Source organism: Desulfosarcina sp., assembly GCF_033791525.1.
Classification (GTDB): domain Bacteria; phylum Desulfobacterota; class Desulfobacteria; order Desulfobacterales; family Desulfosarcinaceae; genus Desulfosarcina.
In genome coordinates, this window is sequence record NZ_JASJGN010000149.1 from 1 (window position 1) to 20,920 (window position 20,920).

The window sequence follows — 20,920 nt, forward strand, 5'->3', positions numbered from 1 at the left end:
AAATCAATTCTTGCCTCAAGATAACCTCCTTATTGCTGTCGAAGCCGTTGGTCCAATGGATCGCTATTGTAAGTTTTGTTGCCTATAATACCTTCTGGCAGCTTGCTGACAAACCGGCTTTAGATGGTGGTTTCAACCCGCTTCACTTCGTGGGGTGAAGCGCTTTGTATGTCAATGGCGACAGGAAGACCAGGAGCGTCTTCGATTGCCATGATCTTGGTGCCCTTGCCACGCTTTGCAGGGTCGACAAGACGACCCCTTTTTTTGCGGGGCTGAAACTGCCATCTATAAAGGTTTCACGAATATCGATGCCCCCGCGTTGGTAAAGATCCTCACCCAGTTCAGTAAGGATCTGTTTGAACACCCCCTGCCGAACCCAGGTCTGGAACCAGCGGTGGCAGGTCTGATGAGGCGGAAAGCGCAGCGGGAGGTCTTTCCAGGGAGCTCCGGTACGCAGTACCCATAGGATACCGTTGAGTACATCCCTGGAATTTTTCCGGGGACGCCCTCGACCGTCATGCTTTTGTTGAGGGGATGGAATTAAAGGCTATAGTCGGACCCATTGTTCGTTTGTGAGATCCATCCCCAGCATATGCTATGTTTATGAGCATATGTCTATATTTTTGAGATAGGCTCTATATAGTTTGGAACCCTGACGTCGATGATGCAAAAATCATGCATCTTTAAGGGATTATCCCATCGCCTTTTATTACAAATAATAACGGTTAGTTAATAAAATTTAACTTGAGGATGTGGCATAAGGTGTTAGGAAATTAAATCCTTAATATGAAAATATTTACATAGAACATGAAAGAAAGATGGGAGTGGATTTTTTCTGGGGGTTGCGGTCTCGGTCTGTGTAGAGCACTACCTAAACCTGAATGACCATTATTTTTCCATCATCCACTTTTCGGCTTCGTCCATCGTCCTAAAAACATTGATTGGTGTTTTACTGTTTGATGACAACTCAAACATGCGCGACAGCCCGTACTCAAAATCACGACTTACCAAAAAAGCCACTTTGACATCATTTATCCCTGAAGGGAAATTTAAGGAATATTGTGCCATCTCAACAACAGTCTCAGATTTCAGAGAAGACAGATCGGCATCTCTGAAATCCCATAGCCTCCCCATCCCATCCCGATACCTGTTGTCAGCTACATTTAAATCAAATGCACTAAGAATTGACGGATTCGTAAAAAGTCCGATATCTGCGTTACGCTTCATCCTTCGTCACTGCGGAGTACCGTAAGTACACCTCATTCCTCAGGATGGAACATGAATGTTCGCCGAATGGATGGCGATCGATTTATTGTTCGCTCGCTCAAGCTCGCTATCGCGGCCCGCAAGCCTTGATCTCGGGCTTTTTACGAATCCGTCGGAAATGCGACTTTTTACGAGTTCATCAAGAATTGCCTTTTTGCTTAACTGTCCCGATAGCTTGATATCGGCTATATTTTTTTCTTTATCGATGCGCAGATCCATGTCTTTTTCTTTCGATATATCATCAATTAACACTTATTCAATGTGAGTTCAAGATTGGGAGAGGCTCTGGGATCTAATTTCTGAATCGGCTCCACGCCTATCCAATGTCAATTGTTGTCCATCGCTATCGACATCGATGAAGAAAACACCTGCCACTGGACCATGCTGGGCATCGCTCTCTTATCGTTACGTTTTTTTACACTTCTTACTTACGGTCCCCTTTTTTTAAAAATAATAACAAATAGCTTGCTTTATCAATAATAAAGCTTAAAATACATCCAATCAATTAAGTCCCATTGTATTTACGGGATAGTTCCTTTCTGTAGGAAAATACCATTTGTCAAAGTGGCACCCTCCAGTCTGTGACGTTGAAAATTTTAAGAAAGGAGGATGTTATCATGACCAATGGAGTAGTTAAGTGGTTTAACGACTCAAAAGGATTTGGTTTCATTGAGCAGGAAGATGGAGCAGATGTATTTGTTCATCATTCAGCGATCAATGCGACCGGTTTTAAATCCCTCAACGACGGCGATCGGGTATCCTTTGATATCGAGCAAGGCCCAAAAGGCCCTTCGGCTACTAATGTCACTGTGATCTAAGATTATTTTCTGAATAAAAAGGGCGTTCTCTCTACACACGTGAGAACGCTCTTTTTTTTATTTGAAATGAGGCCTTCACCATTTGCTATCATCGCCTCAGCCCTTCCCTAAACCCTCTTTATTCTTGACGGATTCGTAAAAAGCCCAATATCTGCGTTACGCTTCATCCTTCGTCACTGCGGCGTACCGTAAGTACGCCTCATTCCTTAAGGATTCGCAAGCCTTGATCTCGGGCTTTTTACGAATCCGTCGGAAATGCGACTTTTTACGAGTTCATCATTCTTTACGCGTATCGCTGTAGAAACTGGTTGGCTCAATGAAACCGAACCCCAATCAATCGCAGAACGTTGCCAAGATCGGTCCGGAACAGAGCGACAATGAGGAATCCTTAGCCCAAGCGATTGAAACCAATGATTTCAGCCAACCCGCAAAAATGAAGTATTATGATGATGTAGGGTATCGCAAGACGCCTTAAGTGGCACTCCCCATCGTCATCTTGCCCGATAAAGATGCGGCGCTTGGTCGATTCTAAACGATAGGCAATCGCGGGGGCAAAAGGACGACCTTCCTCAACCCATCCTTGAGCGAGATCACCGATTCCGGACCGAACCGGGCGCAAACCCCGCAGCATAGGCAGGCGCTCTCCTCCCGCCAGATTCGACGCGTATCGCAGCAATCCTTGCAGCAGTTGCAGATACTGGTTTCCGGCCTGGATTCTTTGGATCCAGGATGAAATGCCTTGTGGATCAGTCCAGCCTGCTCGGCTTCTATCAAGATTGTCAAGGCTTCCCCGCGGGTGACCGTCCTGGCATACCCCTGGGCGCTGGTATACCGTGCGGATTCGCCGAAGGAAAAGCGTTCAGCACAGGCGCATTCGTCTTGCACGTGTCGTCTTCAGTGTCCACCACGACTCGCTGGATGATGGTGACGGCCGTGTCGGAGACCAAAAAATGAATCAGCCCCAGCCGACATATGACGCTGGCCGCTCTTTTGAACCAAGGTGTTCTTATATTTCTATATAAACACACTTTATATCTTGATTCCACAGGCTGTCACATGCTTAACTATAGTTATAGTTTTAACTACTATAGCATCCCGTATGGTAACGGAAGAGAACAGATGGCCATACAAAAAACATTATATAACCAACTATTGCCCGGTCAGGAAGTGTTCGGCTCTTTTGAAGCGGCCGATATCCTGAAGGTCAAACGAAGCATGATCAACAATGACATGAAGCTGGGTTACCTGCCGGTCGGAACCAAGGTGAAATGGGGCAGAACCGTCCGGACAGTCTTTTCACGGCAGGAGTTGTATTGGATATCGCTGTTCTATCAACTCCATGCAATCGGATTGACCAAACGGCATGCCGATGAAATCGTCAGATTCATTAGCAGCCACCCCCATGATTACATCCTGCTCAAGTCGTCTGCTGACCATGATGAGCCCGCCGCTGCAATGCATTTTAAAAATTATCTTTCCGTGCAGGCGCTCGATGAAATTAAAAAAACAGGCGCGACCATCATTATCAACTATAAGAAGATTCGACTGGATGTGGATGAAAATATCTGGCGCTACGGAGAGACAGGCACTCATTCTTGACAACCAAAAAGATGGGGATGGATTAAAGGGGGGGAATTTTAATAAAGCCCTCTATCTTTTGAAAGAATGTGTCCACCTCAATCGCACCACCATCGATAGTGCCATCGGGATCATTGAATAGAACACAGGGGAGGAATTTGTCAGTTTGTTTTGCAGGCACGCAATTCCGGCAAAATGCAGCGCATCACCGGAGATTCCAACTTCGAGTCAACGCATCTCACGTGAAAAAAATGAATAAAGAACTGCTCGACTGCATGGCGCACATGACCTACGGGATCTATGTGCTAACCACCCGGTGCGACGACACCATCAACGGAATGATCGCCTCGTGGGTAAGCCAGGTGTCCTACGACCCGCCGCTGGTCATGGTGGCCGTTCATCCCAACCGTTACTCCCATGAACTGTTGCAGAAAGGCGGACATTTCGCCCTGAATATCCTAGCCAGGGAGCAAAAGGATCTATTGAGCCGATTCAAAGGCCCGGATCCTGAATCGAAATTTAGGTCCATTGCCTGGCGCCACGGCGTAACCGGGTGCCCGATCCTGGCCGACTGCATCGGTAGTTTGGAGTGTCGCATTCGGCAGACCCTGGCGCCGGGCAATCACACCCTGTTTATCGGAGAGGTGGTCGGGGCCGTTTTCAATAGGCAAGAAATTCCCCTTTGCACGTTGGATTACGAAGGCTGCTACACAGGTAGGAGATAGCTGATGGCTGATGGCTGATGGCTGATGGCTGATGGCTGATGGCGAAAAATCCTGCATGGCTTTGCAGTCAAGAAAAAAAAGATGGGCTGGACGGATTCCGACCGCCAATCTCCGTAGACCTGATGAACGCTGCAAACCAGCTATCGCACTTCAATCAGCTACAGCCTGATCTCGACCTTGCCTTTGAGATAGGCCTTGACTGCTGAGATGAGCACTTCACGTCGATGAAAGATGCCGGCGGCAAGGGCCGATTCGACATCGGTGTGTTCGAAGACCTCGGCAAAGTGGGCTTCGCAGCCGGCGCCACTGGAGGCAATCACCGGGATGGAAACCGCCTGTTTCACGGCGTTGATCAGCTCAATGTCAAAGCCCGTGTTGGTACCGTCACGGTCGATGCAGTTGAGCAGGATCTCCCCTGCCCCCAATTGTTCGCATGTCCGGGCCAGAGTCACAGCGTCCACATCCCGCCCTTCCCGCCCGCCTTTCACGGTGCACTGGAACCAGCAGTACCGTTGGCCCTGCGGACCGGGGATGGCCGTTTCGATGGTGGCATGAGGCGTCTGATCCGGTGAATCCACATAGACGCGGCGGGGATCGATGGATATCACCACGGCCTGATTTCCGTAAACGTGGGAGATCTGCTCGATGGCGCTTTTGCCTGTCTGTTGGCCGGATTTCAGGACCGCCTCGACGACATCCACCGCGTCGCTGCCGATGGAAACTTTGTCCGCCCCGGAACGGAAGTACTCGGCCGCCACTTGAAGGGCCGTGTAGGTGCGGCCGTTCTTGTCGGTGAAATCCCGGATGCCGCCGCCGATGGTCAACGGCACGAATACGTTTCTGGACGTTTCCTTGAGCACCTGGATCATGGGCATGTCTTCCAAGGGGAAATCCCGAAATCCGGTGATGTTCAGAAAAGTGACCTCATCGGCCCCCTCCTCGAAGTAGCGTCCGGCCAGTTCCACCGGTTTGCCCAGGTTGCGCACGTTTCCGTCTTCTCTCACATCGTACTGGTCGCCTTTGGTCACCACCAGGTCGCCCCGGTCATTGGCACGCACATCCAGGCAGGCAATGATGCGCTTGGCCAGGCGGGTCTGCGACGGGCATTTACCCGGGATCGCCAACCGACGGTCCTTGCGGATGAAATTCTCCAGCACAGTCAAACCGGAAGCCCCGCTTTTTTCCGGATGGAACTGGGTGGCCTGGATGTTGTCCTTTTGGATCGCACTGACAAACGGAACACCGTAATCGGTAGTGGTGAGCGTCACCGCCGGATCATCGGCCACGACGTGGTAGGAGTGCACAAAGTAGAATTTCTCGTCGCCCTGTAACCCGTAAAACAGGTCCGTGGGCTGTTGGGCGCTGATGCCGTTCCAACCGATATGGGGCACGGCCAGGGGGACGTCGAACCGCTTCACCCTCCCGGGCAGAATGCACAAGCCCCTCTCATCCGGTGCTTCGTCGCTGCCCGCGAACAAGGCCTGCATCCCCACGCAGATCCCGAGAAACGGACGCCCTGAGGATAGGTAACCCACGAGCGGCTCGACGAATTGCTTTTGCCTGAGGATACGCATCATGTTGCCGAAGTTACCCACCCCGGGGAAAACCAATTTTTCGGCATCCAGGATATCGCGTCCGGTTTTGGCCACCGTGATCCGTTCGCCCAGCTTTTCGATGGCGTTGATCACACTGCGCACATTTCCCGCACCATAGTCGAGCAGGGTAATCATTGGAATCCTCTATAGGGTTGGTTGATTTAGCAACGGCTGCACAAATACACGACGCTCCGGCCGGGGACAATAGTTTTTTCGCACCCGCTCAGGCCGTCGGTTTTACGATAAGGTTTTCATTCAGGGGCTTCAATCCGGAATGTATGGGAGATCCGGGCATTCAGCGAGGCCATGGCGCCGCAATATTTTTTCTCCGACAGGTCGATGGCCTGCCGGAGGCCTTCGGGTTTAAGATCCGTTCCAAAGACCACATACTCGATGGTAATGTCGGTAAAGCGTCTGGGGTAGTCCTCGGCTCTATCCCCGGAGATATTGATCTTGAATCCGGTCACGTTCAGGCGTTTTTTCTTTAGAATCGTGATCACGTCCATGGCCGTGCATCCGGCGGCGCCCATGAGCATGAGTTCCATTGGACCGGCGCCGCCGCCGCTTTCCGAGGTATCCATCACCACCGCAGGCCCCTTGCCAGCCCGTGCCACAAATTGCAGATCATCAATCCATTTCACTTGCGCTTGAATGCTCATTTTACCTCTGTTTCCTTTAACTTACGTTTTTTTTTACACCACCGCGTAGACATCCACTGCTTCCGTTTTTCCCTTGACGGTATGCTGGCCCATCGATCGCAGACGGGTGTCCGATAAGGCGAGCCGGCTGCGGGTCTCGCCGCTGATCAGGATGTCGGTAGCCAGCTTTTTATTGAGGACCTGGAGCCTCGAGGCCAGATTGACGGTGTCGCCCAGCATACTATAGGTTTTTCGCTTTAAACTTCCGACATTGCCCGCCAGAACCGGTCCGCTGTGAATACCGATGCCGTGGTGAATCTCCATCTCGCCCCCTTCACGGCGTTCCGCATTGAGCCGCTGTAACGCGGCGCGCATGGCAACTGCGGCTGCCACGGCCTGGTCCGGATGATTCCCGTCGGGTCCCAAAGCGTCGAACACCGCCTCGATTTCATCACCGATGAACTGGAGCACCACACCGCCATGGCTGCTGATCACACCTTCCATCTCGGTAAAATAGCGATTGATCATTTCCACGACGGCCATGGGGCTTCGTTTTTCCGCAAACCCGGTGAAGTTGCGCAGATCCGCAAATACAATGGTCACATCAAGAATTTCTCCGGACGGAGCGATGGTGTCGTTGAGAATCTTGCGGCTGATCTCCGGGGATACATATTTGTCAAAACTGGACCTGCAGAAATCTCTTTCCTTCAGGCCCAGCATCATCAGGTTGGTTTTTTCGGCCACGCGCGCAAATTCGTCACTGGACAGAATCGGCACCTGCTTTTCGAGGTTGCCCCGGCTGATCTCGTCCATGGCGGCAAGCTGGGTGTCCAGGATCTCCGTCAGATTTGAGCCGTATCGGCGGACAATGACCATGGATATGCCCAGCAGCACGCACAGGGCGAAGGCTATTTCCTTGAAAATACCCCAATATATCTCAGGCTGGGAAAAATCCTGGCCGATCAGGTAGTAGACATCCAGCAACATCATTAAAAGAATTGTAAATGCCATGATTCCCAAGACCGTCACGATCAGGAAAAAGATCTTTTTACTCACCGTCAACAGGTTTCCCGATGGCATGGAAAACGTTTTGCGCCCTTTGAGTTTGCGGACAATCCGCCGCTCGGTGGAGAGGTAGCCCAGCATGCCGCTGAAAATGCCGAAGGCTGCACAACCGACCAGGACCTTAATGCCAGTCGATGCAAACGGGATAAAAAAGACGTAGTAGATGAGAACCATCACGAGACCGGCGACGAGCCAGGCCGACAGATCGGCCATGAACGCTTGCCAAGGAAGACGAAACACCCGTTGGATGGGTGGTTCGGGATCCGACAAGATGGCGTTGGTCTGCCCAAGGAAGCGCAACCGCAGCGGCAGCACGGCGAGGATGGGACCGTAGGAAATCAGCACGGCCTTTGCATACCCGAGGCCGTCTAAAAACGGTCAGACCTGTGCGCCGTAAGCTACCAGGATAGCAGTGAATGACAGGTATATGGATATCAGTTCAAGCATGGTCTCCTCGGCCAGATAAGTGGGGTCAAGCCAGCGTGAAATACGTGGGTTGTAACCCGTTATTGTTCGTACAACGGCGACCTTTTTCCTGTAATGTGGATGGCTCGGATCCTATTGCGTCTTATACCAACTGGAGTTATCCGGTTTCCGATCGCTGCATGTGCATGAAAATGCATTGTCGCAAGATCGCCCTTAGCCCGGAGCGGTTGACGACAAACGGGAAACAATCTCGCCCCCTTTGACGGTCATGCGGCAGGGATTGCCGCCCATGCGATAGGCTAGTTCGGCCGGTTCTTCGATGTCCCATACCGCGAAATCGGCCTGTTTGCCAACCTCGAGGATTCCCCATTGATCTTGCATGTCCAGCGCCCTGGCAGCATTGACAGTAAAACCGGCAAGGGCTTCGGCCGGGGTGAGTCCGAAATTGACGCAGGCCATATTCATCATGAGCAGCGGCGACGTCGTGGGGCTCGTGCCGGGATTGCAGTCGGTGGACAAGGCCATGGGAATCCCCTGCCCGCGCAGCAGATCCACAGGTGGCTTGCATGTCTCCTTGAGAAAATAAAAGGCCCCGGGCAGCAGCACGGCCACGGTGCCTGCGGCGGCCATGGCCGCCGCTCCGGTCGCGCTCAGGTGTTCCAGGTGGTCGGCACTCAGGGCACCGAACCTGGCTGCCAGTGAAGCCCCGTTGCTGTCGCTGAGCTGTTCGGCATGCAGCTTGACCCGAAGACCGTGCTGCCGGGCGGCAGTAAAGACGCGTTCGGTCTGTGCCGGCGTGAAGGCAATCCGTTCGCAGAATGCATCCACGGCCGTTGCCAGACCCTTGGCGGCAACGGCGGGAATCATCTCGTCCACCACCAGATCGATATAGGCGTCCGGCCGCCCCGTGTATTCCGGCGGCAGAGCATGCGCACCCAGAAACGTCGCCATGACGGTGATCGGGAATTCCCGGCCCAACTGCCGGGCGACCCGAAGCATCTTCAACTCGTTTTCGGTATCCAATCCATAACCGGATTTGATCTCCACGGCGGTCACCCCTTCGGCCAGCATGGCCTTCAACCGACCGGCGGACTGTTCATACAGATCGGCTTCCAAGGCGTTTCTGACTGCGGTTACGGTGCTGATGATGCCCCCGCCGCCCCTGGCGATCTCCTCATAGGTGGCGCCGTTCAGCCGCATTTCGAATTCTCTGGCACGATTGCCGGCGTGGACCAGATGGGTGTGACAGTCGATCAATCCCGGGGTGACCCAGGCATTGTCAAGGCGGTTCACCGACCGGGCTTTCGTCAACGCATCCGCGGGAAGCGTTTCGATCGACCCCAGCCATACGATGCGCCCGTTTTCAACGGCCATGGCACCTTTTTCAATAATGCCATACGGGGTCTGATCGGCCAGTGTGGCCAGGTGGATGTCAAGCCAGAGGGTGTCGACCATTGCGGGAAAATCGGAGAGGGTCATCACGGTTTGATCCAATCGGTATCAATAGTATCTATCTGTATTTTTTATATTTTTAAACTAGTATAGACAACTTTGTATGTGTTTTGTCATCGGGTCTCAACGTCATGTGTCGGGTCGTCATTACATCGGTAACATGCATCCTTTGACTCCCTTGAAGGACAAAGCTAATTCTGATAAATTAATCGCATCCACTGGATTCATTTATCCGATATCCCTCCATTCGATCTTTGCATTCCCAATCCTTCAATCCTTATAGCCTCAAATCAGTGTGCATTCACAAATGGTAGATTTCGGTTCAGGTCAAGGCCGCAGCAATTTAGAAACCGCAGGCGTAGCATCGCTACGTCGAGGATTTCAAAAGGGCGAGAACACCGGCCTGGACCGAAAGATGCCGTTGGTGGATGTTCACTGTTTCGGTCTTCGTCTGAGCAGCACATAGGTGGCGCCGGTGCCACCGTCACAGGGCCTGGCACTGGTGAATGCAATGACCCAGCGTTTCCAGCGCCCGCTGACCAGCCAGCGAGTCAGGTTTTTTTTGAGCACCGGCGGTCCTGGCGAGCACCTCCCCCGGCCATGAACCACCAGCACCCCCCGCTTGCCGGTGGTGATGGCCTGTTCAAGGAACCGGTCAAAATGCGTTTTTGCCGCGGGAAGGTTCAACCCGTGAAGATCCACATGATCCTGGATGGAAAAATACCCACTGTGCAGGCGGCGGAACATCTCCGGAGGCACCCATCCTGCAGCGCCCTCAACGTACTCAGCGGTGTGTCTGAGGACGAACCCATCGCCGGTCTCCACCAGTCTTTTGAGTTGCCGGACGGCCTCGGTGTCAGGATCTTCCATCATCTGTGCCCCTGGCGGCTTTACAGAACGCACAGGTGGAACGATCCCTCGGTCGGCCAGCGGAATCACATCGGCCATGGCCTGTCGAAACAGATGTCTCTCTTCGCACGGCGTCGGCCGGCGAAGCGGCGGTTCAGGCAGGCAGACCTCGGGCAGGTGAATATTTTTCTCAACAAGAATTTTGCCCAGGCATTTGAAGGGCCTGTTTCCGATGGATGATCGACGGCGTGACATGGCCTTAACCGTGGATTCGGCGGTTCAGTGGTTCAAAACGCGCCCCGGGGTACCTTATACGGCATCCGTTCAGAAATGGTTTTGAAAAACAGTCCTCCGGTCGGCGCCATCCAGGCATTGAAAATAATCAACCAAAATTTCGGCATGATCGAACACCAGGGGAGCGGGCAACATACGGTCGTGAAAAACCCCGGCCGCCTTCGCATCATCCCCAGCAACGGGCTGTCCGTCCGCCGTGGCAATGAATACTGTCGTGAGGGTATGATGCCTCGGGTCCCGGTCCGGACGGGAATACACGTAAAGCAGATCTTTCAGGCGAATGTTCAGGCCGGTCTCCTCCCGTGCTTCTCTGACAGCGCAATCTTCAACCGATTCGCCATAGTCCACAAACCCGCCGGGGATAGCCCATCCATAGGGTGGGTTTTTGCGTTCGATCAGAACAATACCGCCTTTCACTTCGATGATAATGTCGACAGTGGGAAGCGGATTTCTGTGTGTTTTGGACATACTACAGTTCCGGTGCACCGGAAGGTATCAGGCAGACAAAGGTCAACCGATCATCCCCTGCATTTCTGATCTGATGTTCTTCATTGCCGGGAATAAAGGCCACGCTGCCGGCCTGAACCGGCACCCAGCTGCCGTTTTGCCACACCTCGCCCTGACCGGCATGAAAGAAGATCTCGTGCTCCCAGTCGTGTCTATGTTTAGGCGTGAAGCCGCCGCTGTCCAGTTCGAACACGCGCATGCAAAAGTTGGGGGCGCCGTCCGCCTTGCCGATGACCACACGGCCTGAAACGCCTTGGACCATATCATTTTCGAAGCGGGTTTCCGGTTCATGGCTGTATTGAATCACTTTCATGAGTCGCACCCTGCCTTTCTGTGGGAACACGGTTGATCTAAAATCTTAGGATGAAACTATGAATCTGCCTGAGTCCTGTCAACTGTTTTGTATGACGAAAACCTTTCAGGACTCCGTGAGTCGATCCAGCCAAGCCAACCCAATCTGTCTGAGTGGCAGCCGTATAGTCCGTATATTCCACCATATCGACGGCGAACACAATAACGCACCTGAACTGTCTGCTTGACTATCCGGTTGATTTACGATGGAATGACCGCGGTTTTGCTGATCGACAGTCTGCCAGGCTGATGAAAACGATTGCAGGTGGCCAGCCAACGCTATCGTACACAATGAAGGATGGGAGGATGGTGATGGATCTGAAGACGGCATGTCCGAACAAGCTGATGGACGCTCAAACCGCCATATCCAATATAAAAAATGGAAGCCGGGTGTTCATCGGCACCGGGTGCGGCGAACCCCAGCACCTGATCCGGACCATGGTGGAAGATCTGAGCATGCAGGACATCATGGTTTATCAGATGCTCTCCTGGACCTTTTCCAACTATGTGGACGACCCCAAGTTTTTAAGGCGCTTTTCCCTTAAGCTGTTTTTCATCAGCAGTTCCATGAGGAAGGCGGCATTCGAAGGCAAAATCGACTACATCCCGACCTACCTGTCCCAAATCCCCAGATACTTCGCCAACCGCCGGATTGGCCTGGATGTGGCCCTGATTCAGGTCAGCCCGCCGGACAAGCACGGCTATTGCAGCCTCGGCGTTTCCATCGACATCACCCTGGCCGGCATGCAAAATGCCAAGATGGTCATCGCCCAGGTGAATCCACGCATGCCGCGAACCTCGGGAGACAGCTTTGTCCACATTGACGACATCGATTACCTGGTGCAGCATGAGGAGCCGCTGGTGGAAGCGCTTCCCAGCATCAAAAATTCGGAAACCGCCAGTCGCATCGGGTTTTATGTCAACCAACTTGTCGACGATGGCGCCACCCTACAGATCGGTTTCGGTCACCTTCCCTTTGCCATCCTGCAGAACCTGATGGACAAGAAAGACCTGGGCATCCACACCCAGCTGATCACCGACGGGTTTTTGCCCCTGTTCGAAAAAAAGGTGATCACCAACCGCAAGAAGACCCTGCTACCCGGACGGGTGGTGGCATCGCTGTGCATGGGCTCGGAAAAGCTGTATCGCTATGTGGATAACAATCCCATGTTTTACTTCCGTTCATCGGCGTTCGTCAACGATCCCACCGTCATCGCCAGGAACGACAACCTGATTTCGATCAGTTCGGCACTTGAGGTGGACCTCACCGGCCAGGTGTGCAGCGACTCCATGGGCTATATGTTTTACAGCGGTATCGGTGATCAGGTGGATTTTCTTCGCGGCAGCGCCATGTCCAAAGGCGGCTTTTCAGTCATCGCCCTGCCCTCCACGGCCCAGAACGGCACCGTCTCGCGAATCGTGCCCCATCTCAGCGAGGGGGCCGGTGTGGCTACTACCCGCGGCGACGTGAACTTCGTGGTGACCGAATACGGCATTGCCGAACTTAGCGGCAAGAGCATCTACCAGCGGGTCATGGAATTGGCCCAGATCGCTCACCCCAAATTCCGTGAAGAACTCATCGATCTGGCCAAAACCCGGCACTACATCTTCTCAGACCAGCTTCCGCCGTCACAGGACGACCTGATCTTTCTCGAAGGCTACAAGAACCGCCTGACCCTTAAAAACGGAAAAACCGTTGAGTTCCGGCCTCTGCTGCCCTCCGATGAATTCGCCTACCGCAACTTTTTCTACTCGCTGCAGGAAAAGACCATCTACTTCAGATTCTTCTACAAAATGAAACTCTTTTCCCACGAAGTGGTCCAAGAGCAATGGGCCAATGTCGACTACCGCAAGAATATGTCTATGATCGGCCAGGTGCGCATCGGCGGCCACCAGGAGATTGTTGCCATCGGTTCCTATGCGGAGGAGAGCGACATCATAGCAGAGGTGGCCTTCGTCGTTCGTGAGGATTTTCAAGGGATGGGAATCTCTTCATATCTGCTGGCGGATCTTGAGCGCATTGCCAAGGAGAATAATTTCAAGGCATTTTCTGCCACGGTCCTGCGCGAAAACACCGCCATGATCCACGTATTCAAAAAACGCTATCCCAATGCCAAGACCACCGTCTCCGGGGGCAGCGACGTGACCATTCACATGGACTTCGGAGATATGGCAGCATCTGGGGATTCCACTGCACAAAAACCGGATAACGGCCGCCAATGCGATGGTGCGCCGATCCCAGACGCGGACGCGTAGTATCGTCGCCCGGCCTTCGGGTAGCGTCTCCGTCAGATGGCCTTCTTCCGTCACGGCTCATTTATGGGAAAGGACACCGCTCACCGTCACAGGTCACGTGACCGCTCAGGCCACAAATTCGACAACGGCCTGCTTCCCTTCGTCGAAATAGTCAATCCGGGTGACATAGCTCACCAGGTCGATCCGGAGGGTGGCCCGCTGGACACCACGGGTCCAGGTCAGTTTGAGGTGGTCGTCGGGCGCATCCTCGATGGTGAACTGGCCGTCGAATGCCTGACAGGTATTCCTGAATTCCATGAGCCGCAGTAAACGCTGCACTACCGGCTTTCGAATGTCGACAGCGATCTCGTCAAGGGTGTAGTTGTGTCGGTTGATGTCCCGGCCGTTTTTCGTCTGCTGCACCATCTCAATGTCGTTTTCACCGGCCAGCAGGCCCACATAATAGACTTGGGGAATGCCCGGTGTGAAGAACTGGATGGCCCGTGCGGCGATGTAGGAATCGTCGTTGCACGCCAATGCGGAGTAATAGGTGCAGTTCACCTGGTAGACGTCCAGATTCTGGTACTCGGGGCCGGAAAATATCTTACGGGTATTGGCGCCCTTTTCATCCAGGTCATCCAGTGTTCGCTGGACTTCTTCCGCTGTCAACAGATCTTGAACATCCACCACACCGATGCCGTCATGGGTATCCAGGGTGGTAATCTGTTTTCGGGGGCATATGGCCAGCCATTGTTTCAGCACCTTGCTGGTGTGATGATAAAGGGTGTGCAGGACCAGCATGGGCAGCGAAAAATCATAGGTCCAGTATCCATTGGCGGAAATCTTCTGATGATAGCTGTAGTGTTCGTGGATCTCGGGCAGAATCTCAACGCCAAATGGGGAGACATAATCCTGAAGCCACTGCAGCAAATCCCACACTTCGGGTTCCAGAAAAAAACAATTGGTGCCGATTTTCAATGTCGAATAGGCAAAGGCATCCATGCGGATCATTTTCGCCGAGGTCCGCGACAGCTGGATCAGGTAACGCCGCATCACTTCGCGGGTTTTGGGTGAATCCCAGTCCAGATCGATCTGCTCATAGTCAAAGGTACACCAGACCTTCTCCTTGGAGCCGTCGGCGCGCTGGATAACGGTGAACGGCGGACGGGGCTTGCGGGTGTATACCTTGGCCAGCTCCGCATCACTGATTTCACCGGTCGGACTGAGTTTATTGAAGCTCAGGAACATATCGGCAAACTCGGAGTCCGGCCCCTTTTCAAAATAATCCTGAAAATAGACGGACAGCCTTGAGATATGGTTGACCATGAAATCGATGATCAGGTCAAATTCCCGTCCGATCAGGTCGATATCCCTCCAGGTGCCGAAGACCGGATCCACTTCATCATAAGTCAACGGGGCAAACCCACGGTCTGCGGAGGAAGGGTAAAATGGCAGCAGGTGGACACCGCCGATGGCCTGGCTGAAGTAACGGCGCAACACGTAATGCAGTTCGACGAGGTCGCCGCCCAAGCTGTCTGGATAGACAATCAGTTGTACTTCGTTTTTAAGGGTCATCGCTTATCCTCCGCTGGCCTCATCGATGAAGTGGTAGTGCTGCATGCCTTCCAAAATTCCACCGGCACAGGAGCTGTCCGCAAAATAGACATTCCGGCCGTCCTTCAGATCCGCCAATTCATGGCTGTAGTTGCCCACCACCACAGCGCGGGGCTCGCCGCGCAACATCTCCTCATCGTTTCCCGAGTCTCCGCAGACCAGAAAATTCTTCAACGGGATTTCCCACTTGTAGCTCAGGTAGCGAATGGCCTTTCCTTTGGAGGCCCGATACGGCAGGATATCCAGGTAGCGGTCGTGGGAGTAAATCAGGTTGTACCGGCAACGGTGGTGCAGCAGGCGGTTGTGGATGGTGGACAGGCGATCTTTTCCCGGTTTCATGTAGTAGCTGACCTTGAAGCGACGCTGGGTTTCTTCTTCCTGGTACTTCAGAAAATCGAAGTCTTTAAGCAGGCCGGCGATCTTGCCCCGGTTCCATCGACTGGCTATGTGGCTGACCCATCCCGGACCGGGTTTGCTGCTGTTACCATAGAAAAGTGCACTGCCGACCGAACAGATGATTACGTCAGGCCGGGGAATGCTATATTTTTTGAGAATCGTTCGGGTTGAATCGGCAGTCCTGCCGGTAGCCACACCGAAACCGAAGCGGTTCCGGTGACGATTCAGCAGATGTACCAGCTTTTCAAGCTGCGAATTGTCGTCGCCGATCAGTGTGTTATCGATATCGGTGATAAAGAAATGGTTGAGCTTCATCAGCCGTCGGCCGATGGGACCTGACGGCCTGGTGGTTGCCAGGTCAGAGGGTTGGTTGGCGGCAGTCAGCTTGCCCGCGGCAACGGCATATTCGCGGGTATGGTTCTGCCATGTGTAGTGTTTACGCACGTTCATGATGCCGTTTTTCGAGTAGCGTTCCCATAAATCCTTGTCGGCAATAATCTTGCGCAGCGCTGAGGATACCTGGTCCGTGCGGGCGACGTTTACCAGGATGCCGTTTTGGCAGTTGCGCACGATATCGTTGGGTCCGCCGTCATCGGTCGCCACGATGGGCAACCCGGTGGCCGATGCTTCGAGCAGGGTGAGACCAAAGGGTTCCGTCAGTGCCGGGTTGACGAATACCCCTCTTCGCTCGGCGGCAATCCGATACAAGGCCGGCACTTCATATTCGAAATCGTGTTTTTTGGGGATGGCCATTTTGCCATAAAGATCATACTTGTCCATGTCCAGGAGCATTTGGGTGAGGACTTCGCGCTCGTTGTCTGCCATGGCATCGATATCTTTTCGTAAACCGGCAAAAACGGCCAGGTTGGCCATGCTCTGCAGTTCAAGATCTTCGCCGTAGGCCTGCACCAGCCCGGAGATATTCTTACGCTGATCCGGCCGGCTCAGGGCAAGAATCAACGGTTTTTCCGGAGTCATGAAAAAGCGGTTCAACTCCTTGAGCATGGAGGCCTGGGCATAACGGGCGTCTTCTGGCTGTTCCGTACCATCGAGCATGTCATGATAAAACGGATAGAAGGTGTCGATCCCGATGCCGGGCGGAATGACCTGATAGTCGGGGACATCCTTGTGGTGGTACAAGCCGAATTGTTCCTTGATTTCATGCCGGGTGCTGGTAATCACCAGGTCGGCCCGAGCAAGGATCTGCTCTTCCGTGTCGATTCGACGATCGATTTTGAATTTCCTCAGCATCTCCGCCTCGCTCATTCCCTGATCCCGCAGCCTGGCCTGCTTGGAACGACCCAGGGAGTGGCCGGTATAGATGAAGGGCAGACCGAAAATTTCGGCCAGCTGCATGGCCACGTATCCGGCATCGGGATAATGACCGTGGACGATGTCAGGCAGGGCATGGTTGCGTTTGATGAATTTGATCGTCCTGTCCACAAATTCTTCGAGATGGGGCCAAAGCATTTCCTTGCGCAAGTATTTACGCCCACCGCACTGGATGCGAACGATGCGAAACTTGTCGTTGACGACTTCGATGGGCTCGCTGTAATCTGATGAGACGCGCTTGTCGGCAATCAGACGGGTGAATAGATCCACGCGGCCGATCTCCGCCCGGGCACTCAGGCCGTTACCCAGTTCCAGGACGTACTTGATCTGCCCGCCTGTATCCGCATCTCTTCCCATTTCCGGGTTTCTCGATCGAATCAGTCCGTGCAGGCTGAACAGCTGGATGGCTGGCCCCTTAGCGGCCATCGGCATCTCCTTTCAACAGGGGTTTAAAATCATCGTAGAAAGCGTCGTCATCGGGCACCGCACCCGCAATACCGCAGATTCGTGCGGCAAAATCGGATGCCTGACGAAGCGTCTCTGCCCAGGGGATCTGCCGTATGCAGCCGGCAGCCAGAATAGCGGCATATCCATCACCGGCGCCGACCGTATCGACAATGCGGACACTCGACACGGTGGGGCTGGCGATGGGTCCATCGTGGCTGTATAACACGCTGCCCCGGCTGCCCCGGGTAACCGCCACAGCGCCGATCGTAAACCTTTCCATCAGCCAGGGCATGACGTCGTTTTCTGCAGTCGGGCCGCCAAGCGCGCGTTGAATTTCTGCAAGTTCCGCTTCGTTGACTTTGAGCAGGTCGGCGTGACGGAGCGATCCGGCCAGGGCATTGGGATTGACGTGGGGCCACCGCAGGTTGATGTCGCAAAAGCGTCTGGCGCCCTTGTTTGTATGCGAGAGAAAGCGCTGGACCTGTTGGCAGGCGGCATCGGTTCGTTGCAGCAGGGTGCCGAAATAAATCATGTCAGCACCATCCGCACCCGACACATCGGCGATATTCAGATCCAGATGGTCATAGGCGACATTCGTGCAGATATCAAAATCCGGAATACCCCGCTTATCTAACTCCACACGGACCGTTCCCGTGGGGTGCCGTGAATCAATCTGGACGTCTGCCGGGTCAAAGCCATTTTTTTCCAACAGGTCGATGATGCGCCGCCCGTGATGATCGTCGCCCACACGGGTAAAGAACCGTACCGGAAATCCCAGCTTTTTGAGATGAAAGGCAAAGTTGAATGGCGCCCCGCCGATCCGTTGATAATCCTGAAACATGTCGATGAGAATCTCACCGATGGCAACAATCACGCGGCCCTCCTTGAATGCTCATAAGGGTGTAAAAACTACCAACGGGCTTCGACGAGGATGAGAATAACGACCGTGGATTGAGCGATAAGTGATCGCGTGCACCTACCCCGATTGACTCATAATGCCTCATCGCGTGACTTTTTGCAAATCAGGGGATGATCGGAAAATGGTGTGGCAAAAGGAAGACGGACGCCGTGATCGGTGAACGCCATACGCTCCGGCAGCCGCATCTAAAACGACGCTACATCGACGTTACCTTAAACGGGGTGCATTGGATGGCGATGCTGCCTTTTTTTACCCATATTCGCACCATGCTGACGGTCGCCCCCTCCAGATTGACGATGTTGGCCAGCTTCTCCACATGCGTGATGTCATTCTTGCTGAATTCCAGGTAGGGACTTTTCTGGTTATACGGGTCTGGCAGCAAGATGATCCTATCCGGGTCCAGGGGATGTTTTAGCGGCGATCCGGTATAAGGCCCATGCGTCTTGGAAAGGGACCGGATATCTTTGGGGGCCTTGTATTTTTCAATCTCGAATTTTTCGGCTTTTTGAAGGGATGTGATCGCGCTCATGGGTTCCTCCGTGAATTGACGTACCGTTAATAGTTAATACCGAATTCACTAAACTCGCCGTGGTAGTCCTGCCAGTTGACATCCACCTTTTCCACCCAGGACAGGGGCGGACCGGTTTTGCACCAATTGATCAGTGAAATCACATCCTTTTTTGCACCTTCTGCAATCGCTTCGACCGTGCCGTCGCGTTTATTTCTGACCCATCCATGCAACCCAAAAATGGTTGCCGCCTTTTGGGTTTCCGCCCTGAAGCAGACCCCTTGAACGCGCCCGCTAACAATCAGATGCGCCCTGGCCTTTTCTTCCATGGCATCCTCCTGAGAACGTTTTGTATGTCGTCTTTACCCGATAGAATATTTCGCGAGCCCCCGGAAGTCAATGCAATGGTATCAGCAGCCTCGGGCAGTTGATCGCCATAACCGCCTTAAAAATAATCCTGAAGCCCGGGTTGAATCAATTCATAATCCCGAAACCGGTCGTCGGAAGAATTATGATTTTGAACGACCGGACTGGCCGGATGATTCACGATGGACATGAACCGCGTCCGCTGCGCATCATCTATATGAATTTCAGAACCGACAGGCTGTTTTTCGATGAAAAGCCGCTTTTCTGAATTGACGCGAATCTCCTTGAAGGTGCGATGGTATGAAATGTGGGGGCACAGCGATGCCTCTGAATAGCCAACGGCTATTGTCAGGCCAACTGTATCCATCTGTTCCCACAGGCCCGGATGAAAATACAAACGGTCTTTGCGGCTGCCGATGCTCCACAATTGGTGATCCACCCCCTGTGACGTCAGATGGACTTCCTGCCGGGCCAGCTTTTCGGGGTCACCGACCAGACACAGCGATCGGATGTACCCGCATTCCGTGATGCTCTCATGGGGTTTTACCATCAATCGGGCACTTTTGCGTCGCGCAGCGGCACGCTGGAAACGGTGTTGGAAGACGGACGCACAGTAATTGACCGGAAGGCCGATATTCTGGTCAACGACATGTTGCATCAGCGCCAATGCAGTTAGCTCAGACTCCAGGACAGTCACTTTTTCTCCGTGTAAATAAGTATATTTTCGCTTGTCTAATTGGTCCCGGTTGAAAGGGTTCAAGCGAAGTTGGTGGAGATTCAAATAATCGACACCGACCGCTTTCATTTGGAACAGCAATTCCCTCAGCCGCTGAAAATCTTCGGGAATAGCAGGAATCTCGACGGTGACAATCGGGATCTGTCCGACCGCCAGCCGAATTTTTTTCAGATCGTACCCCACGGCACTGAGATCAAATCGAATCTCGTCCAAACCCGCATCTTTGAGCTTTTTCACCAGATCCGGCGTCAGCAGGGTACCATTGGTGTACATCCACAGGTGAAGCGGGCGTTCTTTGGATTGGTCCAGTGTCCGAAGAAAGCGCAGGGTGAGCGCCGGTGTAAGCAGGGGTTCGCCGCCGCTAATGCTTATGCCGCGGAAACCAAAATGGCCCACATAAGCGTCATAATCAGCAGGCCTGTTAAAGGGCACCCGGTTGGTAGTGGGAACGCCGATCTCAGCCTGGGAGCTTGGGCAGTAAAAACACTGGCAATTGCATTTGCCGTTGACGAACAGGCAGGACCAATCCCCTTCCCCGCAGATGTGGCAGCCGGGAGACAGAGGGCCGATATGGGGTTTGGTTCCTTTAAACGCGAGATACAGGCGTTCACCCATGGATTGGAGGCGTTTGCCGCGTTCGGTTTGCGCCGCCATCGCCCCGACCGGTGAAATCCAGTTCAACGCGTCGGCGGTATCGCCAAACTCGGCCAGGTTTGCTGAAACCAGCTGATGCCGGTAGGAGGCCAGCTGCTGTTCGTTCATTTGACACACCCCTCAACATCGCAATGGTTTTCGGTTTTTCT

General features: G+C 53.3%; 22 protein-coding genes and 1 pseudogene. 5 read left to right on the forward strand and 18 right to left on the reverse strand.

Annotated features, from left to right (window positions below; all coding sequences use genetic code 11):
• Positions 1-142: 142 nt before the first annotated feature.
• The 3 genes from QNK41_RS22990 to QNK41_RS06865 all read right to left on the reverse strand — a co-directional run bounded on the left by QNK41_RS22990 (position 143) and on the right by QNK41_RS06865 (position 1,485).
• The gene (locus QNK41_RS22990) at positions 143-541 is read right to left on the reverse strand and encodes a transposase (RefSeq protein WP_413815126.1); all 399 of its coding nucleotides are present in this window, start codon (positions 539-541) and stop codon (positions 143-145) included.
• 347 nt (positions 542-888) lie between these two features.
• The gene (locus tag QNK41_RS06860; RefSeq protein WP_319255102.1) at positions 889-1,227 is read right to left on the reverse strand and encodes a hypothetical protein; all 339 of its coding nucleotides are present in this window, start codon (positions 1,225-1,227) and stop codon (positions 889-891) included.
• Positions 1,228-1,266: 39 nt separating this feature from the next.
• A complete protein-coding gene (locus tag QNK41_RS06865) occupies positions 1,267-1,485 on the reverse strand; it encodes a hypothetical protein (RefSeq protein ID WP_319255104.1) in 219 nt (72 codons plus the stop codon).
• Between the two features lie 398 nt (positions 1,486-1,883).
• On the opposite strand from QNK41_RS06865, the gene QNK41_RS06870 reads away from it, so the two are divergent.
• Positions 1,884-2,084: a cold-shock protein gene (locus QNK41_RS06870; protein WP_319255106.1), complete on the forward strand. Its 201-nt coding sequence runs from the start codon at positions 1,884-1,886 to the stop codon at positions 2,082-2,084.
• Between the two features lie 316 nt (positions 2,085-2,400).
• Positions 2,401-2,559, forward strand: a complete 159-nt coding sequence (locus QNK41_RS06875; protein WP_319255108.1) for a hypothetical protein — start codon at positions 2,401-2,403, stop codon at positions 2,557-2,559.
• 53 nt (positions 2,560-2,612) lie between these two features.
• Here the strand turns inward: QNK41_RS06875 and QNK41_RS06880 are convergent, their stop codons facing one another.
• The gene (locus tag QNK41_RS06880) at positions 2,613-2,969 is read right to left on the reverse strand and encodes a hypothetical protein (protein WP_319255109.1); all 357 of its coding nucleotides are present in this window, start codon (positions 2,967-2,969) and stop codon (positions 2,613-2,615) included.
• An 87-nt stretch (positions 2,970-3,056) separates the two neighbouring features.
• Between QNK41_RS06880 and QNK41_RS06885 the strand changes: the two genes are divergently transcribed.
• Positions 3,057-3,683 carry a hypothetical protein gene (locus QNK41_RS06885; RefSeq protein ID WP_319255111.1) on the forward strand — a complete coding sequence of 209 codons (627 nt, stop codon included), beginning with the start codon at positions 3,057-3,059 and terminating at the stop codon, positions 3,681-3,683.
• Positions 3,684-3,913: 230 nt separating this feature from the next.
• On the forward strand, positions 3,914-4,387 hold the full coding sequence (locus tag QNK41_RS06890) for a flavin reductase family protein (protein ID WP_319255113.1): 474 nt from the start codon (positions 3,914-3,916) through the stop codon (positions 4,385-4,387).
• Between the two features lie 158 nt (positions 4,388-4,545).
• Here the strand turns inward: QNK41_RS06890 and hisF are convergent, their stop codons facing one another.
• The 8 genes and pseudogenes from hisF to QNK41_RS06925 all read right to left on the reverse strand — a co-directional run bounded on the left by hisF (position 4,546) and on the right by QNK41_RS06925 (position 11,526).
• Complete coding sequence (hisF, locus tag QNK41_RS06895; protein WP_319255115.1) at positions 4,546-6,117, reverse strand: imidazole glycerol phosphate synthase subunit HisF; 1,572 nt, start codon at positions 6,115-6,117, stop codon at positions 4,546-4,548.
• A gap of 116 nt (positions 6,118-6,233) precedes the next feature.
• Positions 6,234-6,641: an OsmC family protein gene (locus tag QNK41_RS06900; protein WP_319255117.1), complete on the reverse strand. Its 408-nt coding sequence runs from the start codon at positions 6,639-6,641 to the stop codon at positions 6,234-6,236.
• Positions 6,642-6,674: 33 nt separating this feature from the next.
• Positions 6,675-7,496, reverse strand: a complete 822-nt coding sequence (locus QNK41_RS22995) for an adenylate/guanylate cyclase domain-containing protein (RefSeq protein WP_413815127.1) — start codon at positions 7,494-7,496, stop codon at positions 6,675-6,677.
• A gap of 39 nt (positions 7,497-7,535) precedes the next feature.
• A pseudogene (locus QNK41_RS23000) lies at positions 7,536-8,051 on the reverse strand (hypothetical protein); the annotation flags it as partial.
• A 273-nt stretch (positions 8,052-8,324) separates the two neighbouring features.
• A complete protein-coding gene (gene hutI, locus QNK41_RS06910) occupies positions 8,325-9,590 on the reverse strand; it encodes an imidazolonepropionase (RefSeq protein WP_319255138.1) in 1,266 nt (421 codons plus the stop codon).
• A 405-nt stretch (positions 9,591-9,995) separates the two neighbouring features.
• Entirely contained in the window at positions 9,996-10,667 is a 672-nt protein-coding gene (locus QNK41_RS06915) for a Smr/MutS family protein (protein WP_319255121.1), read from the reverse strand.
• A gap of 69 nt (positions 10,668-10,736) precedes the next feature.
• Positions 10,737-11,174 (reverse strand): NUDIX hydrolase, encoded by a 438-nt coding sequence (locus QNK41_RS06920; RefSeq protein ID WP_319255122.1) that lies wholly within the window; start codon positions 11,172-11,174, stop codon positions 10,737-10,739.
• 1 nt (position 11,175) lies between these two features.
• Entirely contained in the window at positions 11,176-11,526 is a 351-nt protein-coding gene (locus QNK41_RS06925) for a cupin domain-containing protein (protein ID WP_319255123.1), read from the reverse strand.
• Between the two features lie 350 nt (positions 11,527-11,876).
• Between QNK41_RS06925 and QNK41_RS06930 the strand changes: the two genes are divergently transcribed.
• Positions 11,877-13,820: a GNAT family N-acetyltransferase gene (locus tag QNK41_RS06930; RefSeq protein ID WP_319255125.1), complete on the forward strand. Its 1,944-nt coding sequence runs from the start codon at positions 11,877-11,879 to the stop codon at positions 13,818-13,820.
• A gap of 105 nt (positions 13,821-13,925) precedes the next feature.
• Here QNK41_RS06930 and gtfA read toward each other — a convergent pair whose 3' ends face one another.
• The 6 genes from gtfA to QNK41_RS06960 form a co-directional block, all read right to left on the reverse strand.
• Complete coding sequence (gtfA, locus tag QNK41_RS06935; RefSeq protein ID WP_319255126.1) at positions 13,926-15,374, reverse strand: sucrose phosphorylase; 1,449 nt, start codon at positions 15,372-15,374, stop codon at positions 13,926-13,928.
• Positions 15,375-15,377: 3 nt separating this feature from the next.
• Positions 15,378-17,567 (reverse strand): HAD-IIB family hydrolase, encoded by a 2,190-nt coding sequence (locus tag QNK41_RS06940; protein ID WP_319255128.1) that lies wholly within the window; start codon positions 17,565-17,567, stop codon positions 15,378-15,380.
• A complete protein-coding gene (locus QNK41_RS06945) occupies positions 17,557-18,462 on the reverse strand; it encodes a carbohydrate kinase (protein WP_319255130.1) in 906 nt (301 codons plus the stop codon). The genes QNK41_RS06940 and QNK41_RS06945 overlap by 11 nt, the downstream gene beginning before the upstream one ends.
• 241 nt (positions 18,463-18,703) lie before the next feature.
• Positions 18,704-19,036: an inorganic pyrophosphatase Ppa gene (locus tag QNK41_RS06950; protein WP_319255132.1), complete on the reverse strand. Its 333-nt coding sequence runs from the start codon at positions 19,034-19,036 to the stop codon at positions 18,704-18,706.
• Between the two features lie 26 nt (positions 19,037-19,062).
• The gene (locus tag QNK41_RS06955) at positions 19,063-19,344 is read right to left on the reverse strand and encodes an acylphosphatase (RefSeq protein ID WP_319255134.1); all 282 of its coding nucleotides are present in this window, start codon (positions 19,342-19,344) and stop codon (positions 19,063-19,065) included.
• A gap of 116 nt (positions 19,345-19,460) precedes the next feature.
• Entirely contained in the window at positions 19,461-20,879 is a 1,419-nt protein-coding gene (locus QNK41_RS06960) for a radical SAM protein (protein ID WP_319255136.1), read from the reverse strand.
• Positions 20,880-20,920: the final 41 nt, after the last annotated feature.